Annotated in this window: 21 protein-coding genes; 8 read left to right on the top strand and 13 right to left on the bottom strand. The window is 71.9% G+C overall.

Translation table 11 applies throughout. From position 1 onward, the window contains the following. Nucleotides 1-638, bottom strand: a 638-nt coding sequence (locus ACHBTE_RS22515; RefSeq protein ID WP_394725818.1) for a maltotransferase domain-containing protein, incomplete at its 3' end; no start/stop codon positions are given. Nucleotides 639-709: 71 nt separating this feature from the next. Then, a complete protein-coding gene (locus ACHBTE_RS22520; protein ID WP_394725819.1) occupies nucleotides 710-1,012 on the bottom strand; it encodes a DUF5133 domain-containing protein in 303 nt (100 codons plus the stop codon). Nucleotides 1,013-1,314: 302 nt separating this feature from the next. On the opposite strand from ACHBTE_RS22520, the gene ACHBTE_RS22525 reads away from it, so the two are divergent. Together ACHBTE_RS22525 and glgX are read left to right on the top strand one after the other, a co-directional pair. After that, nucleotides 1,315-1,827, top strand: a complete 513-nt coding sequence (locus ACHBTE_RS22525; RefSeq protein ID WP_394725820.1) for a pep a2 — start codon at nucleotides 1,315-1,317, stop codon at nucleotides 1,825-1,827. Next, complete coding sequence (gene glgX / locus ACHBTE_RS22530) at nucleotides 1,824-3,971, top strand: glycogen debranching protein GlgX (RefSeq protein ID WP_394725821.1); 2,148 nt, start codon at nucleotides 1,824-1,826, stop codon at nucleotides 3,969-3,971. Before ACHBTE_RS22525 ends, glgX begins: the two co-directional genes overlap by 4 nt. A gap of 35 nt (nucleotides 3,972-4,006) precedes the next feature. On the opposite strand, the gene ACHBTE_RS22535 is transcribed toward glgX, so the two are convergent. Next, nucleotides 4,007-4,810 carry a VOC family protein gene (locus ACHBTE_RS22535; RefSeq protein ID WP_394725822.1) on the bottom strand — a complete coding sequence of 268 codons (804 nt, stop codon included), beginning with the start codon at nucleotides 4,808-4,810 and terminating at the stop codon, nucleotides 4,007-4,009. 167 nt (nucleotides 4,811-4,977) lie between these two features. Here ACHBTE_RS22535 and ACHBTE_RS22540 point away from each other — a divergent pair, with 167 nt between their 5' ends. Then, nucleotides 4,978-5,310, top strand: a complete 333-nt coding sequence (locus ACHBTE_RS22540; RefSeq protein ID WP_394725823.1) for an ANTAR domain-containing protein — start codon at nucleotides 4,978-4,980, stop codon at nucleotides 5,308-5,310. Nucleotides 5,311-5,355: 45 nt separating this feature from the next. Here the strand turns inward: ACHBTE_RS22540 and ACHBTE_RS22545 are convergent, their stop codons facing one another. Beyond that, on the bottom strand, nucleotides 5,356-6,147 hold the full coding sequence (locus ACHBTE_RS22545) for an RNA polymerase sigma factor SigF (RefSeq protein WP_394725824.1): 792 nt from the start codon (nucleotides 6,145-6,147) through the stop codon (nucleotides 5,356-5,358). A 450-nt stretch (nucleotides 6,148-6,597) separates the two neighbouring features. Between ACHBTE_RS22545 and ACHBTE_RS22550 the strand changes: the two genes are divergently transcribed. Further along, nucleotides 6,598-7,119, top strand: coding sequence for a hypothetical protein (locus ACHBTE_RS22550; RefSeq protein WP_394725825.1), 522 nt, complete (start codon nucleotides 6,598-6,600; stop codon nucleotides 7,117-7,119). 24 nt (nucleotides 7,120-7,143) lie between these two features. Here the strand turns inward: ACHBTE_RS22550 and hemC are convergent, their stop codons facing one another. The 5 genes from hemC to ACHBTE_RS22575 form a co-directional block, all read right to left on the bottom strand. Then, nucleotides 7,144-8,079: a hydroxymethylbilane synthase gene (gene hemC, locus ACHBTE_RS22555; protein WP_394725826.1), complete on the bottom strand. Its 936-nt coding sequence runs from the start codon at nucleotides 8,077-8,079 to the stop codon at nucleotides 7,144-7,146. 17 nt (nucleotides 8,080-8,096) lie between these two features. Further along, nucleotides 8,097-8,276 carry a hypothetical protein gene (locus ACHBTE_RS22560; protein WP_394725827.1) on the bottom strand — a complete coding sequence of 60 codons (180 nt, stop codon included), beginning with the start codon at nucleotides 8,274-8,276 and terminating at the stop codon, nucleotides 8,097-8,099. 101 nt (nucleotides 8,277-8,377) lie between these two features. Continuing rightward, nucleotides 8,378-9,154 carry an NPP1 family protein gene (locus tag ACHBTE_RS22565; protein ID WP_394725828.1) on the bottom strand — a complete coding sequence of 259 codons (777 nt, stop codon included), beginning with the start codon at nucleotides 9,152-9,154 and terminating at the stop codon, nucleotides 8,378-8,380. A gap of 162 nt (nucleotides 9,155-9,316) precedes the next feature. Next, the gene (locus tag ACHBTE_RS22570; protein ID WP_394725829.1) at nucleotides 9,317-10,297 is read right to left on the bottom strand and encodes an ATP-dependent DNA ligase; all 981 of its coding nucleotides are present in this window, start codon (nucleotides 10,295-10,297) and stop codon (nucleotides 9,317-9,319) included. Nucleotides 10,298-10,494: 197 nt separating this feature from the next. Then, nucleotides 10,495-11,703, bottom strand: coding sequence for an MFS transporter (locus ACHBTE_RS22575; RefSeq protein ID WP_394725830.1), 1,209 nt, complete (start codon nucleotides 11,701-11,703; stop codon nucleotides 10,495-10,497). A gap of 54 nt (nucleotides 11,704-11,757) precedes the next feature. On the opposite strand from ACHBTE_RS22575, the gene ACHBTE_RS22580 reads away from it, so the two are divergent. The 3 genes from ACHBTE_RS22580 (at nucleotide 11,758) to ACHBTE_RS22590 (ending at nucleotide 13,425) form a co-directional block, all read left to right on the top strand. Then, a complete protein-coding gene (locus ACHBTE_RS22580) occupies nucleotides 11,758-12,516 on the top strand; it encodes an AraC family transcriptional regulator (RefSeq protein WP_394725831.1) in 759 nt (252 codons plus the stop codon). Nucleotides 12,517-12,589: 73 nt separating this feature from the next. After that, complete coding sequence (locus ACHBTE_RS22585; RefSeq protein ID WP_394725832.1) at nucleotides 12,590-12,970, top strand: DoxX family protein; 381 nt, start codon at nucleotides 12,590-12,592, stop codon at nucleotides 12,968-12,970. Beyond that, nucleotides 12,967-13,425, top strand: a complete 459-nt coding sequence (locus tag ACHBTE_RS22590) for a peroxiredoxin (RefSeq protein ID WP_394725833.1) — start codon at nucleotides 12,967-12,969, stop codon at nucleotides 13,423-13,425. Before ACHBTE_RS22585 ends, ACHBTE_RS22590 begins: the two co-directional genes overlap by 4 nt. A gap of 111 nt (nucleotides 13,426-13,536) precedes the next feature. Here the strand turns inward: ACHBTE_RS22590 and ACHBTE_RS22595 are convergent, their stop codons facing one another. Further along, nucleotides 13,537-14,145, bottom strand: coding sequence for a DNA polymerase ligase N-terminal domain-containing protein (locus ACHBTE_RS22595; RefSeq protein WP_394725834.1), 609 nt, complete (start codon nucleotides 14,143-14,145; stop codon nucleotides 13,537-13,539). 55 nt (nucleotides 14,146-14,200) lie between these two features. After that, nucleotides 14,201-15,031: an aldo/keto reductase gene (locus ACHBTE_RS22600; RefSeq protein ID WP_394725835.1), complete on the bottom strand. Its 831-nt coding sequence runs from the start codon at nucleotides 15,029-15,031 to the stop codon at nucleotides 14,201-14,203. Nucleotides 15,032-15,127: 96 nt separating this feature from the next. Here ACHBTE_RS22600 and ACHBTE_RS22605 point away from each other — a divergent pair, with 96 nt between their 5' ends. Then, the gene (locus ACHBTE_RS22605; RefSeq protein ID WP_394725933.1) at nucleotides 15,128-16,192 is read left to right on the top strand and encodes a LacI family DNA-binding transcriptional regulator; all 1,065 of its coding nucleotides are present in this window, start codon (nucleotides 15,128-15,130) and stop codon (nucleotides 16,190-16,192) included. On the opposite strand, the gene ACHBTE_RS22610 is transcribed toward ACHBTE_RS22605, so the two are convergent. Together ACHBTE_RS22610 and ACHBTE_RS22615 are read right to left on the bottom strand one after the other, a co-directional pair. Next, the gene (locus ACHBTE_RS22610; protein WP_394725836.1) at nucleotides 16,155-17,555 is read right to left on the bottom strand and encodes a glycoside hydrolase family 32 protein; all 1,401 of its coding nucleotides are present in this window, start codon (nucleotides 17,553-17,555) and stop codon (nucleotides 16,155-16,157) included. The two genes, ACHBTE_RS22605 and ACHBTE_RS22610, sit on opposite strands and share 38 nt — an antisense overlap. After that, a complete protein-coding gene (locus ACHBTE_RS22615) occupies nucleotides 17,552-18,406 on the bottom strand; it encodes a carbohydrate ABC transporter permease (RefSeq protein ID WP_394725838.1) in 855 nt (284 codons plus the stop codon). Before ACHBTE_RS22615 ends, ACHBTE_RS22610 begins: the two co-directional genes overlap by 4 nt. Nucleotides 18,407-18,418 lie beyond the last annotated feature (12 nt).

The following is an 18,418-nucleotide window of genomic DNA, read 5'->3' on the forward strand; positions in this document are numbered from 1 at the left end:
CAGGAGCCGTACAGGGCGCGTTCGCGTTCCACCAGCAGCGGCAGCGGATCCGACGACGTCACCAGATCCCGCAACGGGTACCGGCCCAGCACCCCCTCCACGTTGGCCGCGAAGGCCGCCGCCAGCCGGGACTCGGGCGGCAGCGAGTCGTCCCGCAACGCCTCGGCCGCGGCCAGCACCGTGGCCCGGCCCGCCCCCTCGGGCACCTGGGCCGCCGCGCGCTCGTACAACTCGCCGCCCTCTTCCAGGACCAGCCCGACATCGAGGCCGGCCGGAACCTTGATACGAGCGGCATGACGCCAGGTGGCCACCGGATCGCTCCACGCCTCCACATGGAACGTCCAGTGGCCCACCGAGTGCGGCGTCACCCTGGCGCCCCAGCGGTCGCTGCCCGCGGCCAGTTCGTGCATCGGCGTCCACGGGCCGGGGCGGCCGTCCGGGTCGGTCAGCACGACATTGGCGGCCACGGCGTCATGGCCCTCGCGGAACACGGTGGCGGTGACCTCGAAGGTCTCGCCCGCCACCGCCTTCGCCGGATGCCTGCCGCATGCCACGGCCGGCTGTACGTCCCGTACCGGGATGCGGCCGATGGTTCCGGCGCCGGTCCCCGTCCTGGTCCTGGTCTTGGTCCTGCCCATGGTTCACCTCCACCGTGCTGAGGGCCGGGCACCAGGCCCGGCCAGGGTTCGAAACGTGCGCCGGAGAGCTGTCACCTCCCGGCGAGGAAACGCCATCGCCCTGTCTGCGGCGGCCCCCGCCGTGCGGTGGTGCTCAGATGCGGGCGTTCGTCCTGTTCCCGGAGATAGGCCGCCAAGGTGATGCGCAGATAGCGTTCCGCGGCGTCCGCGGCCTCACGGGCGCAGCGCTTGCCCATCAGCACGCACAGGGTGTAGCCGGCGTCCTCGAAAGGGGCGCGCACCGAGTGGTCGGCCGGGGCCGCGAGCATGGCGCGTTCCCAGGCCCGATATCGCCGCAGTTGCCGGGCGACTTCGGCTTTGGCCGGTAGCAGCATGGCGCCGTTCACCTTCCGGGCTGCTCGATGACCCGTCTCCCGACCGTCGGGCGGAAACCCGTGCGCGCACACACACGGGTTCCGTTACAGGCATCGAGGTCTTCACACATGGTGCATGCTCAACCACCCACCGTCCTGTTGGACATTCAACTACCCCAGGAGTGTGCTCCTGTTGCACGAATGGCGTACCGCACTCACCCTGGAGTGACTCAGAAGCGATCAGTGCTCACGCTCCGTGCTCGGGGCACCCGTCCCGCAGGGGCGAGGGGAACGTGAGCTTTCGCGGTGAGGAGGTAACGACGGTGAAGACCGCAGTGCCCTGCTACTACCACCTCGATGTGGAAGTCAGCCCCGAACGGGTGGGTCAGGTCAGCCGAATTCTGGCCGCTCACCTCAGGTACTGGGACCTGGAGACGCTTGTGAAGCCCGTCTGCCGCGGCGCCGAGATGCTGCTGCGGGTCATCGACGAGCACGCGAGGGAGAAGTTCACCTCGATCGAGATGTGGTGGAACGGCCAGCACCTCATCACCGCCATCGGAGACAACGACCGCGGCCTGCGTCCGGACCACGAGCTGCGCGCCTGCCTCCAGCACCTCGCCGCCATGAGCGACGGCTGGGGCTGCTGTGCCACCGAGACCGGCAGCAAGGTCATCTGGTTCTCGCAGCGCGCCCGCGCCGGCGAGCGCGCGCCCCTGGTGCCGGCAGCTCCCGCGCCCAGCCTGCGCGAGGCGCGCGGGGTGCCGCGCGAGATGCCCGTCACGGCCCTGGCCGGCGCCGCGGCCTCCCCGGACGGCGTACCGGAGGCGGCCCGGTGACCGCCCGACGCCGCCGCAGCACAGGGGTGCCCGCGTGGAGCGGGCACCCCTACCCGCTGGGCGCCGCCTTCGACGGACGGGGCACCAACTTCGCCCTGTTCAGCGAGGTCGCCGAACGTGTCGAGCTGGTCCTCGTCGACGACAAGGACCGGCACACCACCGTTCCCCTCACCGAGGTCGACGGATTCGTCTGGCACGGCTACCTGCCCGGCGTGGGCCCGGGGCAGCGCTACGGCTACCGCGTCCACGGCCCCTGGGCCCCCGGCCTGGGCCACCGGTGCAATCCGGCGAAGCTGCTGCTCGACCCGTACAGCCGGGCGATCGACGGCCAGGTGGACAACCACGCCTCCTTGTTCGAGCGCACCCCCGGTGCCCCGTCCGAGGCCGACAGCGCCGGGCACACCATGCTCGGCGTGGTGACCGACCCGTCCTTCGACTGGGGCGGGGACCGGCCGCCCCGGCTGCCGTACGCCGACACCGTCATCTACGAGGCGCACGTACGCGGCCTCACCCGTACCCACCCCGATGTCCCGCCGCATCTGCGCGGCACCTACGCCGGACTCGCGCACCCCGCGATCGTCGAGCATCTGACGTCCCTCGGGGTGACCGCCGTCGAGCTGATGCCGGTGCACCAGTACGTCCAGGACGGCGTCCTGCTCGACCGGGGCCTGTCCAACTACTGGGGCTACAACACCATCGGCTTCTTCGCGCCGCACAACGCCTACGCCGCCCACGGCACCCGCGGCGAGCAGGTCAACGAGTTCAAGGCGATGGTGAAGGCCCTGCACGCGGCCGGCCTCGAGGTGATCCTCGACGTCGTCTACAACCACACCGCCGAGGGCAACGAGCGTGGCCCCACCCTCTCCTTCCGCGGCATCGACAACGCCTCGTACTACCGCCTGGTCGACGGGGACTGGGCGCACTACTACGACACCACCGGCACCGGCAACAGCCTGCTGATGCGCCACCCGTACGTGCTCCAGCTGATCATGGACTCGCTGCGCTACTGGGTCACCGAGATGCATGTCGACGGCTTCCGCTTCGACCTCGCGGCGACCCTGGCCCGCCAGTTCCACGAGGTGGACCGGCTCTCGGCGTTCTTCGACCTGATCCAGCAGGACCCGGTGATCAGCCGCGTCAAGCTGATCGCCGAGCCATGGGACGTGGGGGAGGGCGGCTACCAGGTCGGCAACTTCCCGCCGCTGTGGTCGGAGTGGAACGGCAAGTACCGGGACGCCGTACGGGACTTCTGGCGCGGTGAGCCCGAATCGCTCGGCGAGTTCGCCTCCCGGCTGACGGGGTCCTCCGACCTGTACGCGCACAGCCGGCGGCGCCCGCGCGCCAGCGTCAACTTCGTGACCGCGCACGACGGGTTCACCCTGCACGACCTCGTCTCGTACAACGACAAGCACAACGAGGCCAACGGCGAGGACAACAACGACGGCGAGAGCCACAACCGGTCCTGGAACTGCGGCGCCGAGGGCGCGACCCAGGATCCGGCCGTCCTGCGCCTGCGCGCCCGCCAGCAGCGCAACTTCCTCGTCACACTGCTGCTGTCCCAGGGCATCCCCATGCTCTGCCACGGCGACGAACTCGGCCGCACCCAGCGCGGCAACAACAACGCCTACTGCCAGGACAACGAGATCTCCTGGATCGACTGGCGGCTCACCCACGACCAGCGCGCCCTCGCGGACTTCACCCGCTACGTCATCGGGCTGCGCGCCGCCCACCCCGTGCTGCGCCGCCGCCGCTTCTTCAAGGGCGAGACCGCGACCCGCCCCGACCAGCCGCTGCCCGACCTGGTGTGGCTGCTGCCGGACGGCCGCGAGATGACCGACGAGGACTGGCAGCGCTCCGACGCCCACTCCCTCGCCGTCTTCCTCAACGGCGACGCCATCGCGGAACCCGACTGGTGCGGCGAGCCGGTCGTGGACGACTCGTTCCTGCTGCTGCTCAACGCCTACTGGGAGCCGGTCGAGTTCCAGCTGCCGGATGCCGGCTACGGCGAACGCTGGACGACCCTGATCGACACGGCCGAACCCCAGGGCCCCCCGGACGAGTCCGAACACAAGGCGGGCACGGCCCTCCTGGTCGAACGCCGCAGCCTGGTGGTCCTCTCGAGGCCCTCGCGCGCGACGCCCTGACAAGGGGCGCCGCGGCGCCCCTTGGCCCTCTCCCGCTATCGCTCCCGTCGCGAGGTGACCGTGAACTGCGCCCCGTCCGGATCCCGCAGCACGGCCTCGTCACTGCCCTTCGACAGCACGCTCCCGCCGTGCAGCTCCGCGGCCCGCGTACACCCCTCCACGTCCGCGACGGCGAAGTGCACCTGCCAGTGCGGCCGGATGGTGGGGTCGGGCGCGGCCTCCAACGCCCCCGACTCGATACGCGCCACGATGTCGCCCCCGCTGCGCAGCACGACCTCGCCGCCTTCGTAGCGCACCTCGCAGCACCCCGGGCGCTGCGAGGCCCAGTCCAGGACCTCGCCGTAGAACATGGCGGCGTCGAAGGCGTCCCGCGTGTGCAGACGGATGAAGGTCGGCGCGGCGCGACGCCAGGTCTCCCAGTTGGAGATGAGCTCGCCCTCCCACACGCCGAAGGTCGCCCCGTCCCGGTCGGCCAGCAGCGCCGCCCGCCCGGGAGGCAGCGAGAGCGGCCCGACCGCCGCGGTGCCGCCGCGCTCCTGCACCCGTGCCACGGCGTCGTCCGCGCTCTGCACGGCGAAATAGGGGGTCCAGGCCACGGCCATCTGCCACATCGAGGCGACCGCTCCGATCCCGGCGACCGGCACGCTCTCGGCGAGCGCGACCCGGAAACGGTCCCCCAGCTTGGCCGGGCGCCAGCGCCAGCCCAGCACGGCGGAGTAGAACGCCTGGGTGGCCTCGAGATCGCGGCTGGTCAGACTCACCCAGCAGGGTGCTCCGAACACGGAGTGGGTGGAGACGACCTCGGCCGTGCCCCTGGAGGATCTTGCTTCGTGATTCATGACAGTCGCGTCCTGGTCTCGCCCGCCCGGCGGTCACCGGTCTTCTCCCAGTGTCCAGCCGGATCCGCTCCGGAGCCTGCCGAGTACCCCCGGCGTGGCGGCCAAACGGCCGAGGCGGGGGCCCGCGTTCACTGGCACACGATCAACGAAGGGACGAGGATGGAGGCGTGGCACCGATACCGGGCGAGCCCGCCGACGAGACCGACCGGATCCTCGAGCTGGAGGAGCAGGTCGACCAGCTCAAGGCGGCGGTGGTCTCGCATGCCGTGATCGACCAGGCGATCGGGATGGTCGTCGCCCTGGGCCGCGTCTCACCCGAGCAGGGGTGGGCGGTGCTCAAAGAGGTCTCCCAGCACACGAACATCAAGCTCCGTCACGTCGCGGAGCTGATCCTCGTCTGGGGCCGGGAGGGGGAGCTGGCGCCCGAGATCCGCGTCGAGTTCCAGGAGGCCCTGGAGCGTCATGGCCCGACGCAGATTCCGGGAACGGCTCAGGAGTGACCCGCTCCTCGGGTCACCCCTTCGCCTTTCGACGTCCTGTCGCCGTCAACGGGCTTCGGCGAGCAGTTCCTCGCGTAGATGCGCGAAGCAGCCGCTCAGCAGCCGGGAGACGTGCATCTGCGAGATGCCGAGCTGCTGTGCGATACGGCTCTGGGTCATGCCGCCGAAGAAGCGGAGGTAGAGAATGGTCCGCTCACGCTCCGGCAGCTTCTGAAGGCACGGCTTGACGGCCACGCGGTCGACGACCACGTCGAACGCCGGATCCGGGCCGCCGATGGCGTCCCCCAGCGCATAGCCGTCGGTGCCGGGCATCTCCGCCTCCAGGGACAGCGCGGAGAAGCACTCCAGGGCCTCCATGCCGGTGCGCACCTCGGCCTCGGTCAGATGCGCGTGCTCGGCGATCTCGGCGACGGTGGGCGTGCGCCCAGGGGCGCTCTGCGACAGCTCCTTCGACGAGCTCCGCACCCGGTTGCGCAGATCCTGGACCCGGCGCGGCACATGCAGCGTCCACATGTGGTCGCGGAAGTGCCGTTTGATCTCGCCGGTGATGGTGGGCACCGCGTACGCCTCGAAGGCGTGGCCGCGCGCCGGGTCGTAGTGATCGACGGCCTTGACCAGCCCCAGGGCCGCGACCTGGTACAGGTCCTCCAGGGACTCGCCGCGGCCCTTGAACCGGACGGCGATCCGCTCGGCCATGGGCAACCAGACCTGGACCAGTTCGTCCTTGAGCGCTTTGCGCTGCGGCCCGTCGGGCAGCTTCACGAGCCGGGCGAACGCCGCGGCGGTGTCAGGGGCGTCGTCGTGGGGGTGCTGCTTCGTTCTGGTGGTGGCACTCATCCGGTGCGCACCTCCCTCAGCAGGTGCTGACTGGGCAGACACCGTGGAGGCGCGGCTCGGACCACCCAGGAGGACACCCGGGCCCGAGCGGGCCGGCTCCACGGAAGTGCCTCCTGTCCGAAGCACATAGCCCACGATACCCCGTAAATCGGAACAGGAACCAGATTTCGTGAATGCGACTACGTGTTACTGTCGCATGACTGTGGGTGGATTTGGTGGGTTCGGTGGGTTTGCGGGGCGGGGTTGCGAACGGCTCGCTGATCTTGAGGTGGAACGTGATGTGCGGCACGTGGGCGAGGGTCCGCCGTGCCGATGGAAAGCGCATTCTGCCAGCCCACGGCTTGATCGGTGATCAAGGGGGCGAATGGGCTGGCCACAGCGCATTCTGCTCATTTGACAGTGCACTGAGCACAAAGATAGGAAGCAGCTCTCTGGGTCGAGAGGTGGATTGTGTACGAGCCGAACGTGGTCGGGGACTGGCACGAGTACGACGAGCATGCCGGTCTGCGTGTCCGCGTCCACCGACTGGAAGCCGCCGAGCCGCCGCGTGGACGCGACGACGCCGCCGAGGGGCTGGCGTACTTCCGGGTGCGCGTCACCATCGAGAACCGCGGTGAGCGGCACCTCGGCATCCACCTCGAGGACGGGCAGATCGACGTGCGCATCGGCCGTGACGGTGAGGCGGCGTTCATCGACTGGCGCAACTCGCAGTTCATCGAGGGCTTCGACGTGTACCCGCTGCGCCGGGCCACCGCCGTGCTGTACGCCGCGGGCCCGGAGACGAGCCTGAACCAGGTCGACGTACAGATCCAGCTGCGGGTCGAGGAGGAGTGGGCCGACCGCCGGCTGTGGTCCGGCGGCCTCGGCCTCCAGGAGGGCCCGGCCGGCGCCCAGGCCGCCACCCTGCGCGACGGCCTCGCCCTCCAGGTGAGCAACTTCCTGCGCGAGCAGGCCGAAGAGGGCACCGCCTGACACACCGCCCCGGCGGGCGCCGGTCTAGTGCGGGATGCCGTCGATGATCTCCCGGGCCCCCTGCCGCAGCAGCGCCACGGCCACCGATGTGCCGAGCGTGGCGGGGTCCAGGCGGCCCGCCCACTCGTGGGCGTTGAGCCGCGTCTTGCCGTCGGGGGTGAAGACACAGGCCCGCAGGGACAGTTCGCCGCTGCGGTCCACGCGGGCGTATCCGGCGATCGGGCTGTTGCAGTGTCCCTGAAGGACATGCAGGAACATCCGCTCCGCGGTGGCTTCCCGGTGGGTGTCGGGGTCGCCGAGGCCGCTGACCACGTCGATGAGCTCGCTGTCGCCCTCCCGGCACTGCAGGGCGAGGATGCCCGCGCCGATCGGCGGCATCATCGTCTCGGGGGAGAGGACCTCGCTGATCACGTCCTGGCGTCCGATCCGTTCGAGGCCGGACACCGCGAGCAGCAGCGCGTCCGCCGCCCCGGCCGCCAGCTTCTCCAGCCGCCGGTTGGCGTTGCCACGGAAGGGTACGCACTCCAGGTGCGGGTGGGTGGCGGCCAGCTGGGCGACGCGGCGGACCGAGGACGTACCGATCCGGGTGCCGTCCGGCAGCTCGTCCAGGGTCAGCCCGCCGGGGTGGACGAGAGCGTCCCGGATGTCGTCCCGCTTCAGGAACGCGGCGAACGTCGTCCCCGCGGGCAGCGGCCGGTCGGCGGGGATGTCCTTGACGCAGTGCACGGCGAGATCGGCCTCGCCCGCCACCAGCGCCGCGTCGACCTCCTTGGTGAACGCACCCTTGCCCTCGACCTGGGCCAGATCGCCCATCCACTTGTCACCGGTCGTCTTCACCGGCACCACCTCGGTGCGGACCCCGGGGTGCAGGGCCGCCAACCCGGCGCGAACGCGCTCCACCTGGGCGAGCGCCATCGGGGAGTCGCGGGAGACGATACGGATCAGTTCAGGGACGGACATGCGGACACGATAGACCTTCACAACCCGGCGTCCGTACGGTACGGCCCGATTGCTGCCCGCTCGCCGGCGCCCGTGCGCACCGGCCAGGACAGCACGGCCAGCGCGCCCACGGTGAGCAGCCCCCCGACCAGGAACGCGCCCCGCACCCCGACCGCCGGGAGCAGCGCGCCCCCCAGCAACGTCGACGCTGGGGACATCGCACGTCCACCGGATCGGGCCCGGGGCGGAACCGTGAGGTGCCCCGCGGTCCTAGGCCATGTCCGCACGGCCTAGGACCGGAGCCCGAGCGGGGGTTGGATCAGGCGTACGGGTCGAAGGCGATGCCCGACGGCTTGGCGGAGGCCAGGTTGCCCGGGAAACTTCCGTCCTTCAGACCGAAGTGGGCGCTGCCGAAGTCGTGGGCGACCAGCTTGTCGCGCACACCCGCCGGGTAGCCGTTCCAGCCGACCAGCGTCGGATACTGCCAGGTGCGCTCGTGGTTCTCGGGCGGCTCGTCATTGGAGTTGGCGAGGCGGAAGCAGTGCGTGCGGATGCCGTCCTTGTGGTAGACGATCTTCGGGTGCGTGCCTTCGAAGCGGACCGAGGACGAGGCGTGCACGGTGTACGAGCCGTGATTGGACGTGGAGACGTACCGCACCTGCTCGTTCTGCACCCACACCACGACGTGCTCCCAGTCGTGCCGGTGCCCACCTATGCCGGTGCCGGGCAGCGCCTGGTCCTTCTCGAAGTACAGGTCGTACATATAGGCGCACCAGCCGTTGTTGCACTTGTAGCGCGAGTAGCCGTTGGTGTTGTCCAGGTCCGAGGCGTCCCGGCAGCTGCCGTTGAGCGCACCCGTCGGCTTGAGCCCGCCGTTGACGGTGCCGTCCGGGCCGATCGCCGGGGTCGAGTAGCAGCCGTCGGTGTCGTAGTCGTAGGCCGGCTGGTAAGTCCTCTCGCCCGCCTCGGCGTTGGCGGGCAACGCGCCGGGCGGGGCGGCGAAGGCGGTGCCGGGGAAGGCGACGACGAGCGCGGCGGCGCCGGCCAGCCCGGTGAGCCATCTTCTGCGGTGCGTGCGGGACGTCTGGGACGACACTGCGTCCTCCTCCTGATTCGGGCGCAGCCCAACGGGCATGGGGGGAAAGGCAGTTCAGGATCCAGGCTTTTCCCTGCCGTGCCAAGAGCCACGGACGTACCGCTGGTGACGATCAGCGCAATACCTGTGGCCGACGCCCCGTCACATGGGTGGCCGATGCCGTCACAGACCCTCGTCCGGCAGGTCGGCCGCCGACTCCTCGGGCGCCAGATCGGGCCGCAGCCGCAGCCAGGACGGCTGGCGCAGCAGCCCGGACCGGGTGCGGACGCTGTAGCGGACCTCCCCGACCAGCCGGGGCAGCACCCAGTGCGCACCGGCCACGCGGGGGACGGGGTCGAAGGGGCAGACGTCCGTGGCGGACGCGCGCAGCAGTTCGGCCAGACGGGTCCGCTCGGCCTCGCTCCAGCCGGTGCCGACGCTGCCCACGTACCGCAGCTGCCCCGCGGCGCGCTGACCGACCAGTACCGCGCCGGGGAGGCCCGTGAGCCGGCCCTTGCCGGGCAGCCAGCCGCCGACGACGACGTCCTCACTGACCATGTTGCGGATCTTGATCCACGCGCGGGAGCGCACGCCCGGCTCGTACACCGAGTCCAGCCTTTTGCACAGGAGCCCTTCCAGCCCGTGCTCACGTGTCGCCCGAAGGGCATCGGCGCCGTGTCCGACCAGTGCGGACGGCGTCGACCAGTACGGCCCGGCGAGACCCAGTTCCTCCAGGCGTCCGCGGCGCCGGCTGTAGGGCAGGGCGACGAGGGAGTCGCCCGCGAGATGCATCACGTCGAACAGCACCAGATGCACGGGCGTGCGGGCCGCCATCCGTGCGGCCCGCGCCGGGGCGTGGGCCAGGCCCATACGGGACTGGAGCAACTGGAAGTCGGCGCGCCCCTGCTCGTCCAGGGCCAGGATCTCCCCGTCCAGCACGGCGGGCGTGGTGCCGAGCGCGCCGCCGAGCGGCCGTAGTTCGGGATAGGCGGCCGTGATGTCCTCGCCGGAACGCGCGCGCAGCAGCAGACTGCCGTCCCCCTCCAGATAGACCACCGCGCGCTGGCCGTCCTGCTTGGTCTCGTACGCCCAGCGCGCGTCCTGCGCGGCGGGCGGCAGGGTGCCGGGCGTGGCGAGCATGGGAGGGATCAGCGGCAGGCTCACGGGTCAGTTGTCGACGCCCCCGCCCCCCGCCACGCACCCCGGTCCCCGATTTCCCCTGAACGGCGGCCCGTGTCCACGGCTCCGCGTCCACGGCTCCGCGTACGGCGACGCGGCCCGTAGCGGCTCCGACCGACGGGCTGTCACGACGAGTTGGCGGCGTGGCGGGTACGGCCCGTGAGAGGACCGCCCCGCGGTGATCACGCGGACGTCGTGCGAGGGCGCTGTCCTGACGTGCCGAGGGCCGGGGCTTCCTGTCCGGGCGGTGTCGGCTCCCGCAGCCCGCACAGCAGCAGCCGGCCCAGGAGCGGCAGTACGACGAGGGGTGCGAGCGCCGTCCGCAGGGACGTGGCGTCGGCCAGTGCGCCGATCGCCGGGGCGGCGAGACCGCCCACGCTCACCGTCAGCCCCAGCGTCACACCGCTCGCCGTGCCCACCCGCCCGGGCAGGTAGTCCTGACCGAGGGTGATGTGCAGCGAGAACGGCACGTACAGGCCGGCCGACGTCAGGGCCACGAACAGATACACCGGCGGGCCGGGCACGAGGACCACCCCGGCCACCGCGAGCACCGTCAGCACATACGCGTGACGCACGACCGTGAGCCGCCCGTACCGCTGGGCGAGCCGGCCCCCGGCCACGGTCCCCACCGCGCCGCCCACGTAGAGCACGCACAGCGCGGCCGTACCGGCCCCCGCCCCGCCACCGGTTCGCTCCCGGACGTACAGCGAGACGAACGCGCTCAGCCCGACGAACACGACCGACCGGCACACGACGGCACCGGACAGCCACAGGAACGAACTCCAGTCGTCGGCGCCCCCGCCGCTCCTGCCCCTGCCCCCGCCACCGGCCGCGCCGCGGCGCCCGGCCGAACGCACCGCTGCCGCACACAGGGCCGCCCCCACGACGGCCGGGACGACCAGCAGGGGAGAGGCGCCGAGCCCTCCGGTGGCGACCACCGCCGCCACCAGCAGCGGCGCGAGGGCGAAACCGACGTTGCCGCCGAGGGAGAACCAGCCCATCGCCGTGTGACTGCCGTGCGCCGCGGCGCGGGCCGCGCGGGCCGCCTCCGGGTGATATGCGGCGACACCGACGCCCGACACCGCCACCACCGCCAGCGTGAGCGCGTAGGAATCCATGACGCCGCTCGCCGCCACCCCGGCCCCGCCCAACAGCGCGCTCAGCGGCAGCAACCACGGCATCGCCCACCGGTCGGTCAGCGCCCCGAACAGCGGCTGCACCAGCGACGACAGCAAGGACGCGGCCAGCACGACACCGGAGGCGGCGGCATAGCCGTACGCGCGCTCGGCGACGAAGTAGGGGACCAGGGCCGCCACGGCGCCCTGATAGACGTCGACACAGGCGTGGCCCAGGGACAGCAGGGTGATGGCACGGGTGGGTTTCGTAGACACCCGGCGATCGTCGCCGTACCCGCGCCTGGCCCGCTTTCGATAAACTGCCTACTTGTGACGAACATCCGCCACACCCCCACGGCCCCCACCCGAGCCCAGATCCTCGCCGCCGGGGAACGCATCGACGCCCACCGGCACGACGACCACCAGATCGTCTACGCGGGCTCCGGCGTCCTCGCCGTCACCACCGACGCCGGCACCTGGTTCGCCCCCGGCAACCGCGCCATCTGGGTCCCGGCCGGCACCGCGCACGCCCATCGCGCCCACGGCCATCTCGACCTGCATCTGGTCGGCCTGCCCGCCGATGACAACCCGCTCGGCCTGGACACCCCCACCGTCCTCGCCGTCGGCCCGCTCCTGCGCGAGCTGATCCTCGCCTACACCCGCGACCCCGACGACGACACCCCCGAGCGGCGCCGCATGCTCGCGGTGCTGCGCGACCAACTGCGCGCCTCGCCGCAGCAGCCCCTGCGCCTGCCCACCCCGGCCGACCCGCGGCTGGCCGCGGTCTGCGCCCTCGTCCACGCCGACCCCGCCGATCCGCGCACGCTCGCCGCCCTCGGCGCCGCGACCGGAGCGGGCGAGCGCACACTGAGCCGGCTCTTCCGCCGCGAGTTCGGCATGACCTTCCCGCAGTGGCGCACCCAGTCACGCCTCTATCACGCGCTGCGTCTGCTCGCCGAGGACACACCCGTCACGACCGTCGCGCACCGCTGCGGCTGGTCCTCCGCCAGCGCCTTCATCGACGTCTTCCGCCGCTCCTTCGGCTGCACGCCCGGCACCCACAACCGCCGCACCCCACCGGGACGGTGACGGGCGGAGGCGGGTGGCGAGCCGTCGGCTACCCTCCGGTAGCATCCGGCGGCAGGCCATCCAAGGAGGATCAGTGCCCCGGTCCCAACGCTCCCCCATGCTGCTCGCCGGCCTGCTGGCCACTGCGGGCGTCGCACACTTCGCCATCCCCCGCCCCTTCGACGCGACCGTGCCGCGCGCCCTGCCGGGAACACCCCGGACCTGGACGTACGCCAGCGGAGTCGCCGAACTCGCGCTGGCCGCCGGAGTGGCGCTGCCGCGCACCCGTAAGGCCGCCGCGCTGGCCACGGCGGCCTTCTTCGTCGGCGTGTTCCCCGCGAACGTGAAGATGGCCGCCGACTGGCGTCACCGTCCGGCCCCGCAGAGGGCCGCCGCCCTCGGCCGGCTGCCGTTGCAGCTCCCCCTCGTGCTGTGGGCCCGGAGCGTCGCCAAGAGCGCGGAGGGCCGGTCATGAGCACCCGCGTGGAAGTCGGCGACAAGGTCGAGGACTTCGCCCTGCCGGACGAGACCGGCACCACCCGAAGCCTCACCGAGCTGCTCACCGAGGGACCGGTGGTGCTCTTCTTCTACCCCGCCGCCCTCACCCCGGGCTGCACCGCGCAGGCCTGCCACTTCCGTGATCTCGCCACGGAGTTCGCCGCGGTCGGCGCGCGTCCCGTGGGGATCAGCGGTGACGCGGTCGAGCGGCAGCAGGAGTTCGCCGACCGGCACACCCTCGGCATGCCGTTGCTGTCCGACGCCGACGCAACGGTGCGGGAGCGGTTCGGCGTGGCACGCGGTTTCTCGCTCGCCCCCACCAAGCGGGTCACGTTCGTCATCGGGCAGGACCTGACGGTCCTGGAGGTCGTCCGCAGCGAACTGCGCATGAACGCCCACGCCGACCGCGCCCTCGCCGCACTGCGCAGCTGAGCGGCCGGTCGGCCCGGGGGGTGCCGGGGGCGGCCGAGGGGCGGGCCGGGGCTGGGCTGCGCGTCCGGCGGGTGAGCAAGGGTGCGGAGACCGGAGAACCGGAGACCACGTTCACCGCTCCTCGCCGTCCGCGGCGACCTGGGCGAGGGTACGGCCGGTGCGCACCGAACGGGCCCGGTACGGATCGGGAGTGCCGTGCCCAGCCGATCGTCCCTTGCCCGCCTTCACCAGCAGCCACGCCTCCCGGTCGTCCTGCCCGCCGCGGATCCGGGTGAGCGCGAACTCGCCGTGCAGCTTCGACCCGCGCAACCGGAACGTGGCATGGCCGCGCTCCAGCGACTCACCGAAGTCGACGGGACGGCCCTCGCGGTCATGGCTGAGCGGCTCGTACGTACCGTTGTCCCAGACGATCACCGTGCCGCCGCCGTACTCACCCTTGGGGATCACACCCTCGAACTCCTCGTACTCCAGCGGATGATCCTCGGTGGGCATCGCCAGCCGCTTGTCGCTGGGGTCGTCGGACGGCCCCTTCGGCACCGACCAGGACTTCAACACGTCGTCCACCTGAAGACGGAAGTCGAAATGCATGGTGCGGGCGTCATGGATCTGCACCACGAACCGTGGCGCCGCACCGGCAGCCGCGCCCCGCCCCTCCGGCTCCCGCGTCCGGCCGAAGTCACGTTTGCCGCGGTACTCCCGCAGCCGGTCCCTCTCGCCCACGAGCGCCTCCTTCCCGAGCGCCCCGAGTACCCCGCCAGGGCGCCGGTGACTCCGCTCAGAACTCCTCGTGCACCTCGGGATCCCCGCCCAGGCGTCGGTGGGCCCGGTCGCCGAGCGCGCTCATCTGGCCGGCGTCCAGCGTGAAACCGCCGAGGTCGAGGTTCTCGCGCTGTCGTCCCGGGTCGGCCGACTTCGGGATGGGCAGGGCGCCCAGCTGGGTGTGCCAGCGCAGGACGACCTGGCCGGGGGTCACGTCGAGGGCGTCGGCGATGCCCTTGACGACCGGGTCGTCCAGGAGGTCGCTGCCCCGGCCCAGCGGGCTCCAGCTCTCGGTGAGGATGCCCTTGCCGGCGTGGAAGGCGCGCAGCCCGTCCTGCGGGAACAGCGGATGCAGCTCGATCTGGTTGACGGACGGCAGGACGCCCGTCTCCCGCTCCAGCCGCTCGATGTGCTCCGGCGTGAAGTTGGAGACGCCGATGGACCGGACGAGGCCGTCCTCGCGGATCTTGATCATGGCCCGCCAGGAGTCGACGTACCTGTCGACGCGGGGGAGCGGCCAGTGGATCAGATACAGGTCGACGTAGTCGAGGCCGAGCCGGCTCCGGGACTCCTCGAAGGAGGCGAGGGTCTCCTCGTAGCCGTGGTGCCGGCCCGGGAGCTTCGTCGTGACGACCACGTCCTCGCGCGGCACACCGCTGCGGGCGACCCCCCGGCCGACCCCCGTTTCATTGCGGTAGTTCGTCGCCGTGTCCACCAGGCGGTAGCCCAGCTCCAGGGCGTCGCGCACGGCCTTCTCCGCGCGGCTGTCGTCCAGGGGCCAGGTGCCCAGACCGACGCCGGGGATCGTCGTACCGTCGTTGAGCGTGTGGGGCGGGATGCTGATCACTGGCGGACCTTCCCTCGACTGTGCCGTACACCCAGCGTCACGGATAGGGTGAGGATCGATCAACCGGACGGGCGGGGGATGGGGGCAGTGAACGGCATGGGCGGCACCGAGGAGAAGCAGGCGACGGGGTCCGCGCGGCCGACGTCACGCGATGTGGCCCGGCTCGCCGGCGTGTCCCACACGGCCGTCTCCTTCGTCTTCAACGGCCGCGCCGAAGGCAACCTCTCGCCCGCCACCCAGGAGCGCATCCGCCGCGCCGCCGCCGAGCTCGGCTACCGCCCCGACCCCGTCGCGCGCGGCCTGCGCCGCCGCCGTACGGCGGTGATCGGCCTGGTCACCGATGAGATCGCTTCCTCGCCCTTCGCCGGCCGGCTGCTGCGCGGCGCGATGGAGACGGCCTGGGGCAGCGAGCACCTCGTCCTGACCATCGACTCCGGCGGCGACCGCGCCAAGGAGGACGCGGCCGTCGCCGAACTCCTCGACCGGCGCGTGGACGGCATCGTCTACGCCGCCATGTCGCTGCGCCGCGTCCGCGTCCCCGAGGGACTGCACCGCACCCACTCCGTCCTCGCCAACTGCCTGCCCGAGGACGACTCCCTGCCCGCCGTCATCCCCGCCGAACGCGCGGGCGGCCGTACGGCGGCACGGCTGCTGCTGGACGAGGGACACCACCGGGTCGCCATGCTCGGCGGCCAGGACGACATCGCCTCCGTCGACCGGCTGCGCGGCTTCCGGGACGCGCTGCGCGCCGAAGGCATCACCGTCCCCAAGGAGTGGGTCGTCAGAAGCGGCGGGGAGATCAGCGGCGGCTACGAAGGCGCGATGCGCCTGCTCGACGGCGTCCCCGCCGGCCGGCGGCCCACCGGGCTCTTCTGCTACAACGACCGGGTCGCGGCGGGCGCCCTGCACGCCGCGACCCGCCTCGGCCTCACCGTCCCGGGCGACCTGTCACTGGTCGGCTACGACGACCAGGAGCACATGGCCGAGTTCCTCACCCCGCCCCTCACCACCGTCGCACTGCCCCACCGGGCGATGGGCGAAGCCGCCGCACGGCTCCTCCTCGACGCCATCGACACCGGCAGGACACCGCCCGCGACGGTACGGCGGCTGGCCTGCCCGGTGATCAGCCGTGCGTCGGTGGGGCCGGCGCCCAGCCGGTGACGCCGGTCGCGGAACCCGTGACGAGCAGCTCGGGCACATCGTCCGCGCGCCGGTAGACCCGCTCGGTGACCGTGGCCCGGTCGCCGATGAACAGCTCCAGCAGGGAGCCGTCCACCAGGATCCGCACCTCATGGGCCGGGGCCCGCACCACGATCGGCGTCGGCCGCTCCGTCTCGGTCCGGGGCCAGTCGCCGCGGTCGAGGGTCACCGTGCCGTCGTCCGGGTCCAGCAGGACCGTCAGCTCCGCGCCCGAGGCGGACTTCAGCAGACGGACGGTGGTGCGGCCGGACGCGGTCACGGTCAGGTCGTACGTCCCGGGCAGCGGAACAGGACGGCGCGCTGCCGTGACGAACGGCTCGGGCGCACGCGCCAGTTCGAGCTCCGGAGCCGGTACGACGCGCAGGGCCCCGTCGGGACGGACGTCCACCACTCGCGGCGCGGTCAGGACACCGGCCCAGCCGGCGCGATCGACCGCCCTGCGGTCACGCGCCTCCCAGGACCAGCCCCACATCAGTGCCCGGTCCGGCTCCTGGAGCACGGCCGGCGCGTAGAAGTCCCGCCCGTGGTCCAGCCGTCCCCCGGCGCGTACCCCGAAGCGCAACCCGCCCTCGGTGTCCGGCTCCAGACGGCCCGTCAGACAGCCGGTGGCCCACGGGTCGCCGTCCCACAACGACAGCACCAGCACCCACTCCCCGCCCGGTGTCACGAACAGCTGCGGACACTCCCAGCCGACGGCCCTGTCCCCGAACGCGTCCAGCGCGACCGGGTCGTTGCCGTCCAGCAGCACCCCGGCGAACCGCCAGTCGGTGAGGTCGTCACAGCCGTACAGCAGCACCGAAGCCGTCCCGTCGGCATGCCCCGCGCCGACCAGCGCCCACCGGCGGCCGGCGCACCGGAACACGAACGGGTCGCGGAACATCACCACGTCGAGACCGGCCGGCGGTCCGGACACCACGGGCGCGGGCAGCGGGCGCCAGTCCGTCAACGTCTCGTCCTGAGGCATCAGCGCCCGTGCCAGACAGATCGAGCCGAGTCCGGCGTGCCGCCGGTCCACGCCCGTGTACACAGCCGTCGGCACGCCGTCGTCGTCGACCACACAGCCCGACCAGCAGCCGGCCTCGTCCGGGCCGCCGGGCGTCGGGGCGAGCGCGATCGGATGGTGCTCCCAGTGCACCAGGTCATGGCTGGAGACATGGCCCCAGTGGACGTTCGCGTGCACCGGGGCGTCGGGGTTGTGCTGGTAGAAGAGGTGGTACCGGTCCCGCCAGCGGAACGGGCCGTTGGGGTCGTTGATCCAGTTGGCGGGCGGACGGACCCGGAAGCGGGGGGCGTTCGGATCCAGGGACCGAGCGGTGAGGCTCAACGGTTGACTCCTGCGGACGTGATGCCCTCACGCAGAGGGCGCTGACCGACGACGAACACGACGACGGCGGGGAGCATGGAGAGGACGACACCGGCGAGCACCACCGAGATGGAGCCGGTGCCCAGGTTGCCCTGGAGGGAGACCAGCCCCAGGGGGAGGGTGTAGTTCTGGCCGGAGGTCTCCAGGATCAGCGGGCGGAAGAACTCGTTCCAGTGGTAGTTGAAGGCCAGCACACCGACGATCGCGAGACCCGGCGCGGCAAGCGGCGCATACACCGACCGGAAGGTCCGCCAAGGCCCGCAACCGTCGAGCATCGCCGCCTCGCCCAGGTCCTTGGGCATGCCCAGGAAGTACTGCCGCATCAGGAAGGTCCCGAAGGCGGTCGGGAAGGCGGGGACGATCAGGCCGAGCAGTGTGTCGGTCAGGCTCATCGACTTCAGCACCAGGAACACCGGCACCACGGTGACCTGGAGCGGCACCATCATCGTCGCCAGGACCAGCCCGAACAGCGGCTTCTTGAACCGGAACTCCAGGCGTGCGAAGGCGTATCCGGCGAGCCCCGCCGTGATCATCTGGCCGGCCGCGATCAGTGCGGTCACCAGCGTCGAGTTGAGGGCGAGGAGCCACACGTCGAGCTGCTCGAAGACCCCGCGGTAGGAGTCCACGGTGGGATCCGCCGGGATGATCCTCGGGGGCAGGTCGAAGGACTCGGCCGGGGTGCGCAGGGAGGTGGACACGGTCCAGATGACCGGCCCCAGGGTCAGCAGCGCGCACACGGCCAGCGCGGCGATCCGCGCCCAGGGCGCGAACGAGTGCCGGGCACGGCTGAGGTCGACTGTCGCTTGGCTCATGGGACTCACCCG

The sequence above is a fragment of the Streptomyces sp. M41 genome (assembly GCF_043673425.1).
In the GTDB taxonomy this organism is placed as follows: domain Bacteria; phylum Actinomycetota; class Actinomycetes; order Streptomycetales; family Streptomycetaceae; genus Streptomyces.

What these genes read in the sequence shown, in the direction of transcription:
- ACHBTE_RS22520 (WP_394725819.1), bottom strand. Translation starts at nt 1,012, where the DNA reads ATGCTGCTACCGGCCAAAGCCGAAGTCGCCCGGCAACTGCGGCGATAT.
- ACHBTE_RS22590 (WP_394725833.1), top strand. Translation starts at nt 12,967, where the DNA reads ATGAGCACCCGCGTGGAAGTCGGCGACAAGGTCGAGGACTTCGCCCTG.
- ACHBTE_RS22605 (WP_394725933.1), top strand. Translation starts at nt 15,128, where the DNA reads ATGGGCGGCACCGAGGAGAAGCAGGCGACGGGGTCCGCGCGGCCGACG.
- ACHBTE_RS22545 (WP_394725824.1), bottom strand. Translation starts at nt 6,147, where the DNA reads ATGAGTGCCACCACCAGAACGAAGCAGCACCCCCACGACGACGCCCCT.
- ACHBTE_RS22560 (WP_394725827.1), bottom strand. Translation starts at nt 8,276, where the DNA reads ATGTCCCCAGCGTCGACGTTGCTGGGGGGCGCGCTGCTCCCGGCGGTC.
- ACHBTE_RS22535 (WP_394725822.1), bottom strand. Translation starts at nt 4,810, where the DNA reads ATGAATCACGAAGCAAGATCCTCCAGGGGCACGGCCGAGGTCGTCTCC.
- ACHBTE_RS22615 (WP_394725838.1), bottom strand. Translation starts at nt 18,406, where the DNA reads ATGAGCCAAGCGACAGTCGACCTCAGCCGTGCCCGGCACTCGTTCGCG.
- hemC (WP_394725826.1), bottom strand. Translation starts at nt 8,079, where the DNA reads ATGTCCGTCCCTGAACTGATCCGTATCGTCTCCCGCGACTCCCCGATG.